Annotated in this window: 20 protein-coding genes; 10 read left to right on the top strand and 10 right to left on the bottom strand. The window is 59.8% G+C overall.

Translation table 11 applies throughout. The features are described from left to right. Positions 1-2: 2 nt before the first annotated feature. Positions 3-1,106 (bottom strand): sensor histidine kinase, encoded by a 1,104-nt coding sequence (locus F550_RS0102935; protein WP_018147036.1) that lies wholly within the window; start codon positions 1,104-1,106, stop codon positions 3-5. Positions 1,107-1,267: 161 nt separating this feature from the next. Continuing rightward, complete coding sequence (locus F550_RS0102930) at positions 1,268-2,704, bottom strand: coniferyl aldehyde dehydrogenase (RefSeq protein WP_018147035.1); 1,437 nt, start codon at positions 2,702-2,704, stop codon at positions 1,268-1,270. A 139-nt stretch (positions 2,705-2,843) separates the two neighbouring features. Between F550_RS0102930 and F550_RS0102925 the strand changes: the two genes are divergently transcribed. After that, a complete protein-coding gene (locus tag F550_RS0102925) occupies positions 2,844-3,635 on the top strand; it encodes an enoyl-CoA hydratase/isomerase (RefSeq protein WP_018147034.1) in 792 nt (263 codons plus the stop codon). A 6-nt stretch (positions 3,636-3,641) separates the two neighbouring features. Here the strand turns inward: F550_RS0102925 and F550_RS0102920 are convergent, their stop codons facing one another. The 3 genes from F550_RS0102920 to F550_RS0102910 are packed head-to-tail and all read right to left on the bottom strand — an operon-like array spanning position 3,642 to position 6,348. After that, entirely contained in the window at positions 3,642-3,920 is a 279-nt protein-coding gene (locus F550_RS0102920; protein ID WP_018147033.1) for a DUF3253 domain-containing protein, read from the bottom strand. Next, positions 3,914-5,152, bottom strand: a complete 1,239-nt coding sequence (locus F550_RS0102915; protein WP_018147032.1) for a serine hydrolase domain-containing protein — start codon at positions 5,150-5,152, stop codon at positions 3,914-3,916. Before F550_RS0102915 ends, F550_RS0102920 begins: the two co-directional genes overlap by 7 nt. Before the next feature lie 35 nt (positions 5,153-5,187). After that, positions 5,188-6,348 carry an acyl-CoA dehydrogenase family protein gene (locus tag F550_RS0102910; protein WP_026180525.1) on the bottom strand — a complete coding sequence of 387 codons (1,161 nt, stop codon included), beginning with the start codon at positions 6,346-6,348 and terminating at the stop codon, positions 5,188-5,190. Between the two features lie 136 nt (positions 6,349-6,484). On the opposite strand from F550_RS0102910, the gene F550_RS0102905 reads away from it, so the two are divergent. Both F550_RS0102905 and F550_RS0102900 read left to right on the top strand, forming a co-directional pair. Continuing rightward, the gene (locus F550_RS0102905; protein ID WP_026180524.1) at positions 6,485-6,919 is read left to right on the top strand and encodes a PaaI family thioesterase; all 435 of its coding nucleotides are present in this window, start codon (positions 6,485-6,487) and stop codon (positions 6,917-6,919) included. Continuing rightward, positions 6,919-7,653: a class I SAM-dependent methyltransferase gene (locus F550_RS0102900; RefSeq protein WP_018147029.1), complete on the top strand. Its 735-nt coding sequence runs from the start codon at positions 6,919-6,921 to the stop codon at positions 7,651-7,653. The genes F550_RS0102905 and F550_RS0102900 overlap by 1 nt, the downstream gene beginning before the upstream one ends. Here F550_RS0102900 and F550_RS0102895 read toward each other — a convergent pair. After that, a complete protein-coding gene (locus tag F550_RS0102895) occupies positions 7,650-8,822 on the bottom strand; it encodes an acyl-CoA dehydrogenase family protein (RefSeq protein ID WP_018147028.1) in 1,173 nt (390 codons plus the stop codon). The genes F550_RS0102900 and F550_RS0102895 overlap by 4 nt on opposite strands. 56 nt (positions 8,823-8,878) lie before the next feature. Beyond that, complete coding sequence (locus F550_RS0102890; RefSeq protein ID WP_018147027.1) at positions 8,879-9,961, bottom strand: FAD-dependent oxidoreductase; 1,083 nt, start codon at positions 9,959-9,961, stop codon at positions 8,879-8,881. A 146-nt stretch (positions 9,962-10,107) separates the two neighbouring features. Here F550_RS0102890 and F550_RS0102885 point away from each other — a divergent pair, with 146 nt between their 5' ends. The 5 genes from F550_RS0102885 (at position 10,108) to F550_RS0102865 (ending at position 16,158) form a co-directional block, all read left to right on the top strand. Next, on the top strand, positions 10,108-11,211 hold the full coding sequence (locus tag F550_RS0102885) for an extracellular solute-binding protein (protein WP_018147026.1): 1,104 nt from the start codon (positions 10,108-10,110) through the stop codon (positions 11,209-11,211). A gap of 10 nt (positions 11,212-11,221) precedes the next feature. Continuing rightward, positions 11,222-12,844 carry an ABC transporter permease gene (locus F550_RS0102880; protein WP_018147025.1) on the top strand — a complete coding sequence of 541 codons (1,623 nt, stop codon included), beginning with the start codon at positions 11,222-11,224 and terminating at the stop codon, positions 12,842-12,844. After that, a complete protein-coding gene (locus tag F550_RS0102875) occupies positions 12,841-13,875 on the top strand; it encodes an ABC transporter ATP-binding protein (RefSeq protein WP_018147024.1) in 1,035 nt (344 codons plus the stop codon). Before F550_RS0102880 ends, F550_RS0102875 begins: the two co-directional genes overlap by 4 nt. A 67-nt stretch (positions 13,876-13,942) precedes the next feature. Then, entirely contained in the window at positions 13,943-15,304 is a 1,362-nt protein-coding gene (locus tag F550_RS0102870; protein WP_018147023.1) for a M48 family metalloprotease, read from the top strand. Positions 15,305-15,408: 104 nt separating this feature from the next. Next, a complete protein-coding gene (locus F550_RS0102865) occupies positions 15,409-16,158 on the top strand; it encodes a DsbA family protein (protein ID WP_018147022.1) in 750 nt (249 codons plus the stop codon). Here the strand turns inward: F550_RS0102865 and F550_RS0102860 are convergent. The 3 genes from F550_RS0102860 to thiS all read right to left on the bottom strand — a co-directional run bounded on the left by F550_RS0102860 (position 16,155) and on the right by thiS (position 17,775). Continuing rightward, positions 16,155-16,928, bottom strand: a complete 774-nt coding sequence (locus F550_RS0102860) for a thiazole synthase (RefSeq protein ID WP_018147021.1) — start codon at positions 16,926-16,928, stop codon at positions 16,155-16,157. The two genes, F550_RS0102865 and F550_RS0102860, sit on opposite strands and share 4 nt — an antisense overlap. Positions 16,929-16,995: 67 nt before the next feature. Next, entirely contained in the window at positions 16,996-17,493 is a 498-nt protein-coding gene (locus F550_RS0102855) for an SRPBCC family protein (protein WP_018147020.1), read from the bottom strand. 81 nt (positions 17,494-17,574) lie between these two features. Then, positions 17,575-17,775 carry a sulfur carrier protein ThiS gene (gene thiS, locus F550_RS0102850; protein WP_018147019.1) on the bottom strand — a complete coding sequence of 67 codons (201 nt, stop codon included), beginning with the start codon at positions 17,773-17,775 and terminating at the stop codon, positions 17,575-17,577. Positions 17,776-17,839: 64 nt separating this feature from the next. On the opposite strand from thiS, the gene F550_RS0102845 reads away from it, so the two are divergent. After that, positions 17,840-18,271 carry a type II 3-dehydroquinate dehydratase gene (locus F550_RS0102845; RefSeq protein ID WP_018147018.1) on the top strand — a complete coding sequence of 144 codons (432 nt, stop codon included), beginning with the start codon at positions 17,840-17,842 and terminating at the stop codon, positions 18,269-18,271. A 14-nt stretch (positions 18,272-18,285) separates the two neighbouring features. Then, positions 18,286-18,768 (top strand): acetyl-CoA carboxylase biotin carboxyl carrier protein, encoded by a 483-nt coding sequence (accB, locus tag F550_RS0102840; protein ID WP_018147017.1) that lies wholly within the window; start codon positions 18,286-18,288, stop codon positions 18,766-18,768. Positions 18,769-18,774 lie beyond the last annotated feature (6 nt).

The following is an 18,774-nucleotide window of genomic DNA, read 5'->3' as shown; positions in this document are numbered from 1 at the left end:
CATCAGGCGAGCCTGTTGCTCTCCCAATGATCGAGCGTGCTGTATACAGATGATGTTGGAAGGCCGGTGGCAGGGCGCCGGTTATCCAGCTTTGGCGCGAAACTGATCGTGAATGTGGTGCCATCGGGGCCGGTCTTACGCTCAATGGTGGCATCGAGACTATGCGCAAGGCTCGAGACGATCATTGAGCCAATGCCAGTCTTGGCACCATCCTCCGGGTCTTTGATGCCGACACCATTGTCCGATACGCTGACGATGATCTGATCGTCGGATGCTTCAAGGACAAGCTCAATCCGCCCGCCGTCCCTGCCATCGAAGGCGTACTTGCAGGCATTGATCATCAGCTCGGTCACGGCAAGACAGAGCGAGACCGCCTGGCTGACAGCAAGGACAATGACGCCGGTTTTTTTGCATTTCAGCGTTATCGCGTTGTCACGCGAGAACGTATCGGCGACCTGCTTGCAAAGGTCTGGCAGAAGGTGGGAGCAGTCCACCCAGTCATGGGTGCCAAGTTCATAGAGGCTTCGATGCGTCGCGGTGATAACATCGATGCGGCGGCGCGCTGCCTCCAGTGCTTCGCGCGCATCGGCATCCTTCACGGTTCGCATGTGCATCGAGACGATGGACGAGACAACCTGCAGGCTGTTCCGCACGCGGTGATTGACCTCATAGAGCAGCGTCTCTTTTACTTCGAGCGCCTCCTTAAGGCTCTGCTCGGCATGATACCGCAGCGTTTCATCGCGCATTGTCAGAACCGCAGCGATCTGCTTTCCCGATGCGTCGAGAATTGGCCGGGCCGTACCAACGGCGATGACCACGCTTCCGTCCGGACGTTTGATTTTCCACGGCACATCGGTAACCGTCCTGCCGTGAACGACAGCTTGCGTCAGGGGAAGCTTTTCAGCAGGATATGGATCATCATCGAGCGTCAGCAGCTCATAACTGTCGCTATAGTCATCCGGTTCGACATCAAGCTGACTTCGGCCATGGATGACTTCCGCCGCGCGATTGACCGTGACGATCTTTCCATCGCGGTCAGCCAGGATGACCCCCTCGCCAAGCTGATCGAGAACAGCAAGCTCAATCCGCTCGCGATAGTCTGACACCACCCATGCCCCCTGCTACGACCAAGATATGGCCGTTGAGTTCGCACAGAAAATAGACAAATGAAACGACTAATTGAAAATAATTCGCGTCGCAGGCGTATTTTCCAAAATAGAGCCAGGGCAGGCAACTGGCGAGCGCCAGCGCCTGCGCCTGCCAATGCTTACTTCTTCAGGCGGCCTGAAACGAGCTTGCGGTATTTCGCGCCGTAAGGCGGGCGGGCGACCGCCATAAGATCTGCACCGACCTGCGTATAGACCGACTTGCGGTGGCTGAACTCACGGAAGCCGTCGACGCCGTGATAGCTGCCCATGCCTGATGGACCGACACCGCCGAAAGGCAGGTCTTCCTGTGCGACGTGAAAGATCACGTCATTCACAGTCACACCGCCAGAGGTCGTATTGTTGAGCACAGTTTCGCGTTCATCGGAGTCCTGGCCAAAATAATAGAGGCCAAGCGGACGCGGGTGAGCGTTGATATAGCCGATCGCTTCCTCGGTGGAGCCATAGGACTTGATGGGCAGGATGGGCCCGAAAATTTCATCCTGCATCACCTTCATGTCGTCGGTCGGATCGACAATGATGGTTGGCGCAATCTTGTGATATGGCTGCTGCGTCAGATCTTCACCTTTCGGGTTGATCTGAACGACTTCGGCGCCCTTGGCGCGCGCATCATCAATGTAACCGTTCAGCCGTTCGAAATGGCGCTGGTTGATGATGGAGGTGTAGTCGTCATTATCCTTGATACCGCTCGGGAACATGCTCTCGACCGACTTTGTCGCCGCGGCGATGAAGTCGCGCGTCTTGTCCTTGGGCACGAAGGCATAGTCGGGCGCCAGACAGATTTGCCCGGCATTCAGCGTCTTGCCAGCCATGATCCGTTTGGCAGCTTTTTCCATGTCTGCCGATTCGCCGAGAATGACGGGCGACTTGCCGCCAAGCTCCAGCGTCAGCGGGACCAGATTGTCGGCAGCCGCGCGCATGACGTGATAGGCGATTGAGGTCGCGCCCGTGAAAAGCAGATGGTCGAAAGCGAGCTTGGAGAAGGCTGCGCCGACATCCGGCCCGCCTGTCGCAACGGCGACCTCTTCTTCTGAATAGTATTCGGCAAAGAGCTTCTTCATCAGCTCCGAGGTCTGCTCGGTAAACTCCGATGGCTTGATCATCGTGCGGTTACCGGCCGCGAAGACGCCCGCCAGCGGCGTGAAGGTCAGGTTAACCGGGAAATTCCAGGGGCTGATAATGCCGATGACGCCCTTTGGCTGATACTGGATCTGCGCCTTGGCGCCAAACAGCCCGAGCGGGAAATCGGTTGAGCGCTTTTCAGGCTTCATCCAGCTCTTCACATGCTTCTTTGCATGCTTCAGCGCGCCGATGGAGCCTGCAATATCGGTGAAGTTCGACTGGTCCTTGGACCGGTGACCGAAATCCTCACGCATCGCCTCATTCAGGGCATCACCATGCGTGACGAGGAGGTCGATCGAGCGGTCGAGCCAGTCGATCCGTTTTTCCAGTGATGGCGCGCCATCGCGAAGATGGGCCGCCTTCTGTTTTGCGAGGATCGTGCCGAGCTCGCCTGCGCCGCCTTCTAATGCCATCATAACCTCCAGCAATATTTCACTTGAAGCCCAGTGTACCGGAATTGCCGGGGTTTCCAAAGATTGCCCCGGCGTCACGGTTTTTGGTGTCTTTAGAGCGCGCTACAGTCGGCTTCAAATCTTTGAAGGAGGATAAGCCGCGATGAGCTTTGAGAAGATCACTTACGAGGTCCAGGACGATATCGCGATCATCGCGTTCAACGATCCATCGACCATGAACGCTGCTGGTATCGATACGATCGACGAGATGAGCCTGGCGCTCGAAAAGGCCGGCGACGAAGCCCGCTGCACGATCATTACCGGCAATGGCCGCGGCTTCTGCTCAGGCGCAAACCTTTCGGGCAATATGGCGGGCGGCTCCAAGCCCGTGCGCAAACCGGATGCAGGCCGCGAGCTGGACCGGATGTACAATCCCTTCATCAAGGCGATCCGCACACACCCTCACCCAGTGATTACGGCGGTGAACGGGGCTGCAGCTGGCGTTGGTTGTTCAATCGCGCTCGCTGGTGACTTCATCATTGCCGCAGAGAGCGCCTATTTCCTTCAGGCATTCCGCCGCATTGGCCTGGTGCCTGATGGTGGCTCGACCTATCTCTTGACCCGCGCCATTGGCCGGGCCCGCGCTATGGAAATGACGCTGTTCGGCGAAAAGATCCCGGCGGCGCAGGCCGAAACATGGGGCCTCGTCAACCGCGTTGTCGCCGACGACAAGCTGCTGGATGAGGCCAAGGCCTATGCTCAGAAGCTCGCAAGTGGGCCGACGACGGCGCTCGCGCTGATCCGCGACCTGATCTGGCAGGCCGAAGACAATGACTTTGACAATCAGCTACAGGCCGAGCGGTTTGCACAGCGTACCGCTGGCCGGTCGCCTGATTTTGCTGAAGGCGTGAAGGCCTTCCTCGAAAAGCGTCCTGCAGACTTCAAGAAGGCCTAGGCCGACTTAAGACTTATCTGGAAGACCGAGCCGGTAGACGCCCTTGAAATCATGGGGGTCTGCCGGCTTTCCTTTGCGGTAGATGGCGATCTGGCCAGCATCGGCGAGCTTGATCGCGCGCACGCGGATTTCACCCATCAATTGCTGCCAGTTCTCATCGCGCTTGGCGCGCGCGACTTCGGACGGGCAGACGGTCTTCTCCTCGCCGCGTTCAGCGACAAGCTCCAGGATGAGCTCATCCAGCGTCGACTTGCGTCGGCGCTTGATGTCTTCAGGGCTCACCATTCGATGGCCGCATAGACGAGCTGCTGGAATTGCGGGCGAAGCGGATAGCAGCCTGACGGGATCATCTGCGTCGCCTGAATGGCAATCAGCTCTTCTTCATAGTCAATCCAGAAGAAGGTGTTGGCGAGACCGCCCCAGCTGAATGTGCCGACAGAGCCTGGCTGCATCGCGTCAGCGACATTGACGATCGTGCTGCCGCCAAGGCCGAAACCGTTGCCTTCCATGCGCGCCTCAGAGAAGGTCTTGTCGCCCATCTGCTTGATGGTGCGGTTCTCTGGCAGATGGTTGAGCCGCATGAACTCAACCGTCTTTGGACTGAGCAAGCGTGTTCCATGCAGCGCGCCACCGTGGAGCAGCATCAGGCAGAAGCGATGATAATCCCTCAGTGTAGAGACCAGTCCGCCGCCAGCGTTGAGCATTGGCGGCTGATGCCGGTAAGCCCGTGAAGCCTCGCCCTTACCATCGCTTTCGCTGATCCTGCCGGTTTCCGGGTCGCGCGAATAGCACGCCATGAGGCGGTGGAGCTTATCCTTGGGGACATGGAAATCGGTGTCGACCATTTCCAGCGGACCAAATATCCGTTCACGGAAGAACTGGTCCAGCGTCTGTCCGGAGACAACCTCCACGATGCGGCCGAGCACGTCGATCGAGTGGCTATAGTTCCAGCGCGTCCCCGGCGAGAAGAGCAGCGGCAGTCTGGCGAGACGCTTGCACATTTCTTCCAGCGACTCGTCTGGCCGGGCGATCTTCTCACGCCGATAGAGGGCATCGACCTCATGCTGCATGAGGAAGCCATAGGTCAGGCCGGACGTATGGGTGAAGAGGTCGCGCACTTCCATGGGCCGGATCGGCTTGCGGGTCTCATAGTCGTCGATCGTGCCCTTCACCCACATTTCTGTGTCGGCGAACTCCGGAAGGTAGTGATGGACCGGATGGTCGAGGCGGAGCTTTCCCTCCTCAAACAACATCATGGCGGCCACGGACGTGACCGGCTTGGTCATGGAATAGATGCGGAAGATGGTGTCCGGCCCGATCGGATCGCCCCCGCCCAGCTCATCGCGGCCGCGATAAGCTTCATGAACGATCTGGCCATTGCGGGACACCAGCGTGGCGACACAAGGCAGCTTGCCCGTGTCGAGATAGTTGTCGGCAAAATACTCCGGGATCCGGTTCAGCCGCTCTTCATTCAGGCCGACATCCGACGCCTGAATCCCATCCTCATTCGCTGTCATCTTCGCATATATCCTTTTTGCGCTCGGCGCCCTGCCTAAAGCTGATCGGCTTTTGCCGCCTTCATCAGCTCGCGCGCAATGACGATCTGCTGAATCTGGGACGTGCCCTCATAGAGACGGAACAGTCGCACATCGCGGTAGAAGCGTTCAATGCCATAATCAGTGATATAGCCTGCCCCACCGAAAACCTGCACGGCGCGGTCTGCGACACGGCCCGTTGCCTCGCACGCAAAAAGCTTGGTGGAGGAAGCCAGCATAGTGACATTCTCACCGGCATCGCGGCGGCGGGCGGCATCAAGGATCATCGAACGGGCGGCATAGGTTTCCGCCTGGCTGTCGGCCATCATGGCCTGGATCAACTGGTGCTGGGCAATCGGCTTGCCGAACTGCTCACGCTCCATCGCATAATTGACCATTTCCTTGATCAGACGCTCGGATGCGCCTGTGGCTACGGCAGAGATGTGCAGGCGGCCTTTGTCGAGGACGCTCATGGCAACCTTGAAGCCTTCGCCTTCGCTGCCGATCATGTTCTCGGCGGGCACGCGAACATCCTCGAAGATCACATCGCAGGCATGGGCGCCCTGCTGGCCCATCTTCTGTTCGGGCTTGCCGACGGTGATGCCGGGCGTGTCGCGGTCAACGATGAAGGCGGAGACACCTTTGCCGCCGGGCGTGTCCGGATCGGTGCGCGCCATCGTTGTGAAGAGCTGCGCCTTGTTTGCGTTCGTGATGTAGCGCTTGGAGCCATTGATCACATAATGGTCGCCGTCGCGGATCGCCTTTGTTCGCAGGCTGCCCGCATCCGACCCAGCTTCAGGCTCTGTCAGCGCGAAGCTCGCGATATAGTCACCGGACGCAATGCCTGGCAGCCATTTCTGCTTCTGCTCTTCGGTACCAAAGAGGACGAGCGCCTGGCTGCCAATGCCGATATTCGTACCCGCAACAGAGCGGAAGGCAGGAGACGTGCGGCCAAGCTCCAGCGCGACGAGGCATTCGGTTTCCATGTCGAGCCCGAGCCCGCCATATTCTTCCGGTACGGCGAGGCCAAAGAGGCCAAGCTGTTTCATCTCATCGACAACGTTCTGCGGGACCTCGTCGGTCTCGGCGACCTGCCCTTCGATTGGAATGCACTTCTCGTTGACGAAGCGGCGCACCTGATCGATCAGCGCCTGGCGAATTTCGGCGTCAAATGCCATGTCTTTTCTCCCATCCGGTTTCGGCTCAACATAGGCTTTGAGGGCGCTTCTGTCGAAGGGCAAGCCCCGCGTCGCTTGGCAGCAGGCGGCAAGCACGTTTAGACGGGCGCAAAGCAGAAACGCGAGGGAAGAAAAGATGGTCACAGGAGAGATGTGCGAGACGGGGGAATTCAAGGGCTGGTCGACCTGGAAGGATGAGCCGTTCGAGTATGACACCGCCGGCCCGTTCTATTTCCGTGTCGACGAGAAAGGCCCGGTCTGCGCCTTCCGCGCTGAGCGAAAGCATATGAACAAGGGCGGCGTGGTGCATGGTGGCTGCCTGATGGCCTTCGCCGACTTTTCCCTGTTCGGCATCGCGCATGACAAGCTTCACGGCCAATACGGCGTGACCGTTGCCTTCACGTCTGAGTTCCTCTCTGGGCCGCCAGAAGGTGCCTATATTGAAGCACGCGGCGAGGTGCTGCGGTCTGGCAAATCGATTATCTTCGTGCGCGGCCTCATTACGGCCGACGGCAAGCCATGCCTGAATTTCTCAGGCACGATCATGCGGCGCCCGCCGAGAAATAGCTGATGTCCAATCCTGGGAAAGGTATCTACGACCCTGCATTCGTCAAAGAGCTATTTGATCGATGCTCCAAGAAATACATTCTGTTCAGTTATGTATGCTCGATGGGTTTTACGGAGCGCTGGCGTAGACAGTGCGTCGAAGCGCTACCAAAGACGCCCGAGCCACCTCAAACCTGCTATGATCTGATGGCAGGCACGGGTGAGATCTGGCCGCATCTGATGAGGCGGTATCCGGACATCCAGAAAGTGATCGCCGTGGACATATCTAGCGGCATGCACCAACGGGCCTTGAAACGACTGCATGACATGCGTGCTGACAAGATCGGCTTTGTTGAAGACGATGTTTTGGCAAGCGATCTTCCACCTAGCAGCGCCGACCTGATTGTATCCACCTTTGGACTCAAGACCTTCAATAGCGCGCAACATCAGAAGCTTGCTGAACTTACCGCATCCACGCTGAAGCCCGGCGGAGCGTTCTGCTTCATTGAAGCCTCGGACCCCAAAGGATGGTGGCTTCGTCCACTGTATATTTTCTATCTCAAGCAGGTCTTGCCGATGGTGGAGAAAATATTCCTGAAAGGTGCGCGGGACTTTGCAATGATCGGGACGTACTCGACCAATTTTGGCGACGCATCAAATCTCGCAGACCAATTGCGTGCGGAAGGTCTTGAGGTGACCTTCCGCACGCATTTCTTCGGGTGCGCAACCAGTGTCTCAGGCCGCCAACCGGTCGCCTAGTAGCTTTTCGGCAGGCCCAGTACGCGTTCTGCGATGAAGTTGAGGATCATTTCGCGGCTGACGGGGGCGATCCGGGCAAGCATGGCTTCACGCATATAGCGCTCGACATGATATTCCTTGGCATAGCCCATACCGCCATGCGTCAGGACGGCGGTTTCGCAGGCGGTAAAGCCAGCTTCCGTGCCAAGGTATTTGGCGGCATTTGCCTCAGCACCGCAGTCCTGTCCGGCATCGTAGAGGCCAGCGGCCTTATAGGCGAGAAGCTCGGCGGCTTTCAGCTCAGCCCAGCTTCTGGCCAGCGGATGCTGGATGCCCTGGTTCTGGCCAATCGGGCGACCGAACACGACGCGGTCCTTGGCGTAATTGGTCGCACGCTCCAGAGCGGCGAAGCCGAGGCCGACCGATTCGACCGCGAAGAGAACACGTTCCGGGTTGAGGCCCTGCAGAAGGTATTTGAAACCAGCGCCCTCTTCCCCGATCAAATGCTCTTTGGGCACTTCGAGCCCATCAATGTAGAGCATGTTACATTCGACGGCCTTGCGGCCCATCTTCGGGATCGGCTTGGCGTCGATCTTGCCGCGGTCGAGATCGGTATAGAAGAGCGACAGGCCGAGATATGGCTTGGAGCATTCTTCTTTCGGCGTGGTCCGCGCGATGATCAGGATCTTGTCAGCGCGCTGCGCGCCAGTCGTCCAGATCTTGCGGCCATTGATCGTGTAGCCTGCATTCGTTCGCTCTGCCTTCGTCTCAAGGCTTGACGTGTCGAGGCCTGAATTTGGCTCTGTTACGGCGAAACACATCTTCTCCTGTCCGGAGATGATCTTGGGCAGGTTTTCCTGCTTCTGTTCGGCATTGCCGAATTTTTCGAGCGGCTTTGGTCCGAAGATGTTGAGGTGGATTGCAGAAGCGCCTGAATAGCCGGCGCCGGAGCGGGTGACGGCCTGCATGACGAGCGCCGCTTCAGTCAGCCCAAGGCCTGCGCCGCCATATTCCTCTGGAAAGGCAACACCGAGCCAGCCACCGGCCGCCATTGCGTCGCAGAACGCTTCTGGCCAGTCGCCTGTTTCATCTGTCTTGGCCCAATAGTCCTCACCGAACTGGCTGCACGTCTTCTCGACGGCGTCCTTGATAGCGAGCTGGTCGTCCGTCATCTCACCGATGGAATGCATGTCTTATCCTCCTCGAGCCGGTCTTTCTAATCACGGCCCGGCTGTTTGAACCAGTGTTACGCGGTCGCGCCAGACCCCTGCCGTGGCGCAAACCCCGAATAAGCCTGCGGGAAACTATGTCCTTCGACCTGATCGGCAATCAGGCGCGCGGTCGCAGGCGCGAGCAGCACCCCGTTCCGGTAGTGCGCGGTGGCAATGAATGCACCGCCTCCCAGCGCGCCGATCACAGGTCTCTCTCCCTGTCCAAGCGGGCGAAAACCGGCCCAGTGTTCGAGTATGGTGGCCTCCGAAAGAACAGGCAGGACTGACGCAGCCTCCGCCAGAAGCGAGCCGGCGATATCCGGATCTATGCTGTCGCTTGAAAACTCGCTCTCGCTGGTCGCGCCGACAATGGTGCGATCTGCCTTGGGCACGATATAGCGCGGCCCGAAGCGGAGGACGCTGCCGGGCTGGCCCACGACCGGGGAAAGCGAAATCGCCTGGCCTTTCACGCGCTGGCTGATGCCCGTTTCTTCGCTGCCGCGCGCCCAGATGATGGCGTCGAATGAGCGGCCCGAAGCCGCCTCGATATCGGCCCGAGACGACACAGGCACGGCAATCAGCCTCTGCTGCGTCACGAAGAAAGACCGAAGCGCCGCGATGAGGCGGCGGTTATCGACCTGATGATCATCCATCAGGCGCAGACCGCCGCGAAGGCCCGGTGCCAGGCCGTAATCCAGTTCGAGCGCCTTGGGGCTCAGGACTTGAGCGGGACGACCCAGCTGGATGAGATGCTCGCAAAGTTTAGCAAGGCGCTCTTCTTCCTTGGGCGTGCGTGCCAGCGCCGCCGTTGGTCGCGGCGAATACCCAACGCGTTGACCCGTCGCAGCTTCGACCCGCGCAGCGAAGTCCGCCCAGAGATCACTGCTTGCGAAACAGAAGGACTCAAACGCGGCGTCAGGATTGTCGGCTTGCAGCGTCCATTCATAGGCAGGCGCAATCATGCCGGCTGCGGCCCATCCAGCGGACGATTGCGCAGCCGCCGGGTCGAATAGCGTCACATCATGTCCGCGCTGAGCAAGTTCAAAGCCGCAGCTGAGGCCGATCAGGCCAGCCCCCGCGATTGCAATTGTCTGAGCGTTTGATGTCTTCGCCGTCATTCAAGCTTCTTAGGCAATGGCGGCGTCAATGCTCAACTGGGCGGCCACAGAAGGGCCGCGACAGATTGACGTAAGGTCGCAGTGCCTCAGCACGCTAGTTGCGATTGCTTCTCAATTGTGATTTAGCGAAGCCTATGAAATTGACCATGAAACACTTTGCAAGCGTGGGCCTCGCGGCCCTGCTTGTCGCGTGCTCCGGCAGTGACGATGCAGCCGGTGCGAATGATAGCAGCCCCGCCGCGAACGAAGAGATCGCCGGCGCCGATGACACGCCAGCTGTGGAGCCCGGCAGCGACGGGACGCTCAACATCTATTCGGCGCGCCACTATGATTCCGACAAGGCGATGTATGACGCCTTTTCAGATGAAACCGGCATTCGGGTGCGCTACCGCGAGGCAGGTGCCAACCAGCTTCTGGAGACCATGCGTGCCGAGGGCGAAAACAGCCCCGCTGATCTGATTATTGCGTCTGACGCTGGCGCGCTCTGGCGTTTTACGGATGCAGGCCTGACACAGGCGCTGCCGCAGGGCGAGTTCGAGACGCGGATCCCCGAACGGCTGCTGGAACCGGGCCGTCAGTGGGTGGGCCTCGCCCGCCGCGTGCGCGGCGTCGCCTATGACCCGGAGCGGATCAGCGCAGACCAGGTCGACCAGTGGCAGGACCTCGCTGACCCAGCGCTCGAGGGTGAAATCTGCGTGCGCTCTTCGACCAATATCTACAATCTGTCTCTTATGGCGGAAATGGTGGAAAAGTGGGGCGCCGAGGCGGCGCAGCACTGGGCCGACGGCGTTGTCGCCAATATGGCGCGCTCTCCGCAGGGCGGCGATACCGACCAGGTCGAAGCGGTCGCTGCAGGGCTCTGCTCGGTCGCGATCACAAATCACTATTACTGGGTCCGCATGTTGCAGAGCGGGTCGGACTCTGCCCGCGAAGCTGCTGACGCGACCGAGATTTCCTTTCCGAGCTTCGGCGACGGAGAAGGCATTCACGTCAATATTACTGGGGTTGCCCTGGCCGCGAACGCGCAAAACCGCGACGAGGCCATCCAGTTCATCGAGTTCCTCCTGTCGCCTGAAGGCCAGCAGCGCCTGGTCAGTGAGACAAAGGAAATTCCGGTGATCGAAGGCGTCAGCTGGCCAGATGGTCTGGACGCTATTCCGGACTTTGAGGACAGCGAAACGCCGCTCGACACGTTTGGTGAGCGCCAGGCAGAAGCCCAGCGCATCTATGATGAGGCCGGCTGGAACTAGCCGCTCTCCCATGCAAGCCACCAAGGCGTCCTCCATACACCTGCCGCGATTGAACCCGGTCGCGCTGATCACACTGGCAGCTGCCGTGCTGATCGGCGCGCCTGTGGCGATCGCGATCTTCACAGGCGTAATTGGCGGCGGCGGCGATGCGTGGATGCATATCGTGTCGACACAGCTGGCAGGCTATACGCTGACGACGCTGGGGGTCATCGCGCTGACGGCGACGTTCATCCTGCTCTTTGCGGTACCGACGGCGTGGTTCGTCAGCCTGAACGAGTTTCCCGGGCGCGGCATATTTGAGTGGGCTTTGATCCTGCCGCTGGCGGCGCCGGGTTATGTGCTGGCTTATGCCTGGGCGGATGTCGCAGATGTGGCCGGGCCGATCCAGTCCGCGTTCCGCGATGTCACCGGTCTCTCAGCGCGCGATTACTGGTTTCCGACCGTCTATTCGATTCCCGGGCTTTCCTTCGTGATGGCGAGCGCGCTCTTTCCTTATGCGTATCTGACAGCGCGGGCGGCGTTTTCGAACCTGTCGCTTTGCACCATGGAGGCCGCGCGCAGCCTCGGTGCCTCGCCGCGCCGTCTTTTCCTGCAGGTGGCCCTGCCTGCCGCGCGGCCTGCGATCTTTGCAGGTCTTGCGCTCGCGCTGATGGAAACGGCCGCTGATTATGGCGCCGCGAGCTATCTCGGTGTGCAGACGCTGAGCGTCGGCATCTTCCGCGCCTGGCACAGTTTCAGTGAGCCTGCGGTTGCCGCAAGGCTTGCCGTGCTACTGATCCTGATTGCATTCGGCCTTCAGTTCATTGAGCGGGTCTCACGCGGCCGCGGCGGTATTCAGCAGACGGCGACCCGTTGGCGCACGCCCCGCCGCAGGCCGCTTGGCCGTGCCGCCGGTTGGGCCGTTACGCTTGGCTGCGCGCTCGTCCTGACGCTGAGCTTTATCATTCCAGTGACACGCCTCATCTGGGTGAGCGTCGAGACAGGTATCGGCCAGGGCCAGATTGTCCGTCCGTTCTTCAATTCACTGGTACTTGCGCTCGCGGGGTCAGCTGCAGCTTTTGTCCTGGCGCTCGCCATTACTGTCGGGGCGCGCCAGAACCGCTTCAGCCAGTTCATCGGCAGGTTTGCAGCGGGTGCTGGCTATGCCGCACCCGGGATCGTGCTCGCCCTTGGCGCGCTCTTCATCCTCTCATGGACGGGCTTTTCTGTGGCCGGACCAGCCGCGCTCATCTTCCTTGTCTGGATCTATGCGAGCCGCTTTACCGCTGCCGGGGCAGAACCACTAAGCGCAGCGTTTTCACGCGCGCCAGCCAGCCTCGGCAATGCAGCACGCAGCCTTGGCGCCAGCCGTCTGCAGAGGCTGACCCGCGTCGATCTGCCTGTCGCCATGTCCGGGGCCTCAGCGGCCGCGATTATACTCTTTGTCGAAACCCTCAAAGAGCTGCCTGCGACGCTAATGCTGCGGCCTTTCAATTGGGACACGCTGGCGGTCCAAGCCTTTGCCTATGCCTCGGATGAGCGTCTTGCAGCCGCCACCCTGCCCTCGCTTCTGATCACCGCAGCGGGACTTGGCCCTGTCGTTCTCTTGTCGTTGCAGCTAACACGGGCCGGTCAATCAAGGGCGGCTGGATGAGCGATCTTCTTCCAATTCATGCACGCGGCGTCACCCGCCGCTATGACGGACGTGCCGTTGTCGATCAGGCGACGCTGACCCTGCAGCCTGGAAAGATCACCGCGCTGCTCGGCCAGTCGGGCGCGGGCAAGTCGACGCTGCTCCGTCTGTTTGCGGGCCTTGAGCCCATCGATGCAGGCGAGATCCGGCATGGCGATACGCCTGTTTCTACGATTTCGAAGCACGTGCCCGCCGAAGAACGCCATATCGGCCTGATCTTTCAGGATTTTGCACTTTTTCCGCACCTCAATGCCATAGATAATGTCGGCTTTGGCCTCTCTGACCAAAGCAAGAGCAAGAGGCGCGAGACCGCCCGTCACTGGCTGGAGAGGCTCGGGCTGTCGCACCGCGCCAAGGCCTATCCGCATGAGTTGTCTGGCGGCGAACAGCAGCGTGTTTCGATTGCGCGCGCACTGGCCGCAAAGCCTGTCGCGATCCTCATGGATGAGCCGTTCTCGGGTCTCGATGTGACGCTCAAATCAGAAGTGCGGAGCATCGCTCTTGCCGCGGTTGCAGAAGCGGGCATCCCGGCCCTTCTGGTCAGTCATGACGCATCCGAAGCGATGCGGGCCGCCGACCGGATTGCCGTAATGAAGGACGGTGTCATCCTGCAGGAAGACACGCCAGAGGCGCTTTATCTCAACCCCGTGAACATGGCCGTGGCGCGCGCGCTGGGCTCTCTTCAGTCGGTAAGGCGCGACGCCCTGCCGGAAAGCTGGCGGACGCAACTTCCAGAGGCAGACAGCTATTGCCTGCGCCCCGAAGCCGTTCGCCTCGACGGGACAGGCGATACCGCGCTTGAGGTGATCAAGGCTCAGCGCACGTCATCCCTCATCGAGATCGAGCTCAAGCTGACCGAAACTGAGTCTCTTCAGGCGCTGGCGATCGGCCCGTTCTGCCCGGCCCCGGGAGATACGGTCCGCGTATCGCTCTCGCCGGAATTCGCGTTTGCGCAGCTTCCGTCTGACCTCTCTGACATTTCAGTAAGCTAGGCTCCCCGGCCTCGCCAAAGCCGCAATGATCTCCTAGGCTCACCCCGGAGTGGAGAGGCGACCGATCATGCCAGCTAGATTTCTGAAGTCCGCAATCATCGCCGGTTTAGCCGCGGCGAGCGCAATGACAGCCTCTGCGCAGGGCCTTATTCGCGATGCGGAGATCGAAACCACGCTTCGTGAGTGGACTGATCCTATTCTGGAAGTTGCCGGACTAACGCCAGACGATGTCGGGCTTTACATCATCAACGATCCTGACCTGAACGCCTTCGTCGCCAACGGACAGAACATTCACCTTCACACCGGGCTTCTGATCGCCGCCGAGAGTGCTGCACAGATCAAGGGCGTCATTGCACACGAGACCTGCCATATTGCCTGTGGCCATTCAATTTCGCGTGCCCGCGCCGCCAATGTCGCGAGCCGCCCGGCGCTTATTTCCATTGGTCTTGGTGTGCTTGCACTTGCCGCCGGGGCGGGTGATGCCGGTGCTGCGCTCATCGCCAGTTCCCAGCAGTTTGCGGCGCTCAACTTCTTCGTCCATACACGCGCCGAGGAAGCCACAGCCGATGCCGCGGCTGTCTCCTACCTCTCAGAGCTGGGCCAGTCGCCGTCCGGCATTGTCGAGTTTTTCGACAAGTACCGCTATCAGGAAGTCCTGTCGGAAGCGCGCCGCTATCCGTATTTCCGTTCTCACCCACTCGCCTCAGACCGAATCCGCACGACACGGTCGCTGGCGCAGGAAACGGGACTGATGGATGAGCCGGAGGACCCGGAAGTCGTGCGCCAGTTCGACCTGATGCAGGCCAAGCTGATCGGCTTTCTTGAGCCTCTCCCGCGCGTCTATCAAAAATATCCACGCAGTGATGAGAGCGAGGCGGGCCGCTATGCGCGTGCCATCGCCTCCATGCAATCTTCGGACATTTCTGCCGCCCTCATAGAGATTGATTCGCTGCTCGAAGAATTTCCCGAGAACCCCTATTACTGGGAGCTGAAAGGTCAGGCGCTTTTCGAAATGGGCCGGGCCGCAGAGTCCGTCGAGCCGCATGAAACGTCGCTGGAGTACCTGCCGGGTCACCCTCTCTTGCTTATCAATTATGGCCGCTCACTCATTGCGCGCGCTGAAGAAGGCGATCTGGAAGCAGGCGAAGAGGCGCTGCGCGATGCACTCATCAAGGAGCCGGATAATTCCTTTGCGTGGAACCAGCTTGCGTCTGCGCTTGAAAAACAGGGACGGCGCGCCGAGGCAGAGCTCGCGACAGCTGAGTCTGCCTATCACATCGGCGATTACCCCAAAGCCCACATCTTTGCCCGCCGCGCGATTGAAGATCTTCCGGGCGGTACGTCAGAAGCGCGCCGCGCAAATGATATCCGCAATGTGACGGACCCTGCCCTTCCCGAGAATGAGGACTATTGGCGCCGCCGCGGCTAGGCCGATCACGCCATTGTCAGACCCTGCGGTGCAGTTGCGTTGAGACAAACGCAATATATGGGCGCTATCGAAACCGAAAAGTTCAATAGACCACAGGACGAGACATGACCCGCAAACTGGCCCCGCTCGCCGCACTTTCACTAGTCGCCTTCACACCTGCCTGCGCCCAGCAGGAAGACGCTGCCCCGCAGAACCGGGAAGAAATCGAGGAAATTGTCCGCGATTATATTCTCGAAAATCCTGAGATCATTGAACAGGCCCTCATCCGCCTGCAGCAGCGCGCCAGTGAGCAGGAGGCTGAAAGCGCGCGCGCCGCGATCAGGTCGAACTCCAGCGCGATCTTCGAGAGCGAGAGCGACTACGCCATCGGCCCGGAAGATGCGCCTGTAACCTTGGTCGAGTTCTTCGATTATCGATGTGGCTATTGCAAACGGTCCATGGACTGGACGATCGACCTTCCGTCCGCCTATGACGGCCAGGTTCGCGTTGTTTTCAAGGAGTTCCCGATCCTCTCACCAGAAAGCGAAAAAGCTGCTCTGGCTGCTCTCGCCGCTGGGGAGCAGGGTCTATACGCCGAAATGCACCGTGAGCTGATGGAGCTCGATAATTCCAGCGGCTTTACGCCGGATGAAATCGATGCCGCTGCCGAACGCGCCGGCGTCGATGTCGAGAAGATGCGTGCCGATATGGGGTCTGTTCGCCTGCAGAAGGTGATCGCTGACAACAAGACGCTCGCGCGCCGTGTCGGCATTAGTGGCACGCCAGCCTTCCTCGTTGGTGATCAACTCATCGCTGGTGCCGATCAGGCAGGCGTGACCCAGATGCTGGACACGGCGGTTGCGCAGGCAGGCTAGATAAGCCCTGCCAGCGGTGAGGATGGATCAGCATAGCGTTTGCGGCCCATCCGGCCGGCCAGGTACGCCTCTCGGCCCGCGATGACCGCATGCTTCATGGCGCGTGCCATGCGCACCGGGTCCTTGGCTTCTGCGATGGCGGTGTTCATGAGCACGCCGTCGCAGCCAAGCTCCATCGCCATGGCCGCATCAGACGCCGTTCCGACACCGGCATCAACGATGACAGGCACGCGGGCTTGTTCGACGATCAGCCGGATGTTCAGCGGGTTCTGGATGCCAAGGCCTGAGCCGATGAGTGAACCGAGCGGCATGATCGCGCAGCAGCCAGCCTCTTCGAGCTTTCTGGCATAGACCGGATCATCCGAGCAGTAGACCATGACCTGAAACCCGTCAGCGATCAGCGCCTTTGCCGCGCTCAGCGTTTCTTCCATATCCGGATAGAGCGTCTTCTGGTCTGAGAGGACTTCCAGCTTTACGAGATCCCAGCCGCCAGCCTCTCGGGCCAGGCGAAGCGTACGAACCGCATCGTCCGCGGTAAAGCAGCCGGCCGTGTTGGGCAGATAGGTGTATTTGTCCGGCGAGACGTGATCCTGAAGCCGGTCCTCATCAGTGTTGGAGAGGTTTACCCGGCGCAGCGCCACGGTGACCATTTCTGCACCGGCCGCCTCGGCAGCTTCGGCGTTCTGGGCATAGGACTTGTACTTGCCAGTCCCGATGATGAGGCGTGAGGAAAACTCCCGCCCGGCAATCTTGAGCGTATCGTCTGTCATGCGCCAGCTTGGTAAGTGACAATCGGATCAAGTTCTAGGGGCGCGACTGACAGAACAGCCATGCAGATCAGGCAAGACCAAACTTGGCCGGGTTTTCCCTGATATGTGCCTCAAGCTGCGGCAGCCCCTTCTTGAGACCGGACTTCATCTGCGAAGAGATAAGCGGCCCGAGAAAGAAGGGCGCCCTTGCGCGGAACCGCCAGTCGAGGCGGCAGCCAACCGGCGTGTTCTGAAGCTGGTAGTCTTCGATGCAGGCCTTCACCGGAAGCGTCGTGCGGTCGAAGCGGAATGCCATCCGCTTATTATCTTCCCAGGCAAAGAACACTTCTTCCACGACCTGATCGCCAATCCAGACGGTGCGGGTCGTGCCGACGCCGAAAGGTTTGGGAGAGGTCCATTCGACCTTCGTGATCGGCAGCCATTCGGTCCACGTATCGCCGTCGAGCAAGGCGTTCCAGACAACCTCTTTCGGGAACGGAAACTCATGGCGCACGAGCTTCACCTTGGATGGATCATTGAGGAATTCCTCGCCGACGTCCTGAATTTTTTTCGGTTGCTTGGCCATGCTGGCTCCCTCGCATCAACTTCTTCAGCACTAGCACCTGCACGTAGGCGCTGAAAGCCTCACCGCCGGGGAAACGCCTGCTCAGCCGCCCCCAACGAACTGCACGACTTCAAGCCGGTCGCCGGGCTCAAGCTTCGTCTCTGAATGCAGGGATTTGGGGACGATCTCGCGGTTGCGCTCAATTGCCATGCCGCGCGGGTCATCGGTCAGCTTTGCGACAAGGTCGGAGAGGCTTGCGCTGTCCGCAATCTCGAATTCATCGCCGTTCACATAGACCATCATCACTGCCGTCTCCTGTCGCGATCAATGGCTTGCCTTGCCCGGAAAACGCGCGCAAGACCGGGCCATGACCAAGCCAATTTATGTTCTTAATGGCCCAAATCTCAACCTTCTGGGCACACGTGAGCCGGAAATCTATGGCTACGACACCCTGCAGGATATCGAATCGCGTCTGAAGGCGAAGGCTGGCGAAGACCCCATCGAGTTTCGTCAGACCAATAGCGAGGGTGAACTGGTCGATTGGGTTCAGGAAGCTTCGAGAGAAGCCCATTGCCTTATCCTGAATGCAGGCGCCTATACGCATACCTCGATCGCGCTGCACGATGCCTTGCGCGCTTGCACCGCTCCTCTGATTGAGGTTCACCTGTCTAACCCGGCGGCGCGCGAAGCGTTTCGCCAAACCAATTATGTCGCACCGGCTGCGATGGCTTCGATTGCAGGGCTTGGCCCACACGGTTATGAAGTCGCACTCGAAGCTGCGATAAGAATGAAAGCTTGAGGACACGCAATCTGATGAGCACAGCAAAGACCAGCCTTGATACCGGCCTTGTCCGCGAACTCGCCGCCATCCTGCGGGATGCCGATCTGGGCGAAGTCGAAATCGAACATGATGGCCTTCGTATCCGGGTCAGCAAGGCAGCCCCAGGCCAGCTCGCCCCCATGCAATATCAATATGCACCGGCACCTGCCGCGGCGCCCGCTGCCGCTCCGGCATCGACCACGTCTGCCGACAGTTCTGCGGATGTTGCAGCACCTGTTTCCAAGAACGCGGTGACGAGCCCTATGGTTGGCACCGTCTATCTGTCGCCTGAGCCAGGCTCGAAAGCCTTCGTGAATGTCGGCGACAAGGTCAAAAAAGGCGACACGCTTATGCTTGTTGAAGCCATGAAGACCTTCAACCCGGTGGAAGCCCCGCAGGCCGGCACGGTAAAGGAAATCATCGTGCAGGACTCCCAGCCTGTGGAGTTCGGCGAACCGCTGATCGTCATTGAGTGAGGCCGA

It is taken from the genome of Henriciella marina DSM 19595, from assembly GCF_000376805.1.
GTDB lineage: Bacteria > Pseudomonadota > Alphaproteobacteria > Caulobacterales > Hyphomonadaceae > Henriciella > Henriciella marina.
This window is presented reverse-complemented; position numbering and strand designations above follow the sequence as displayed.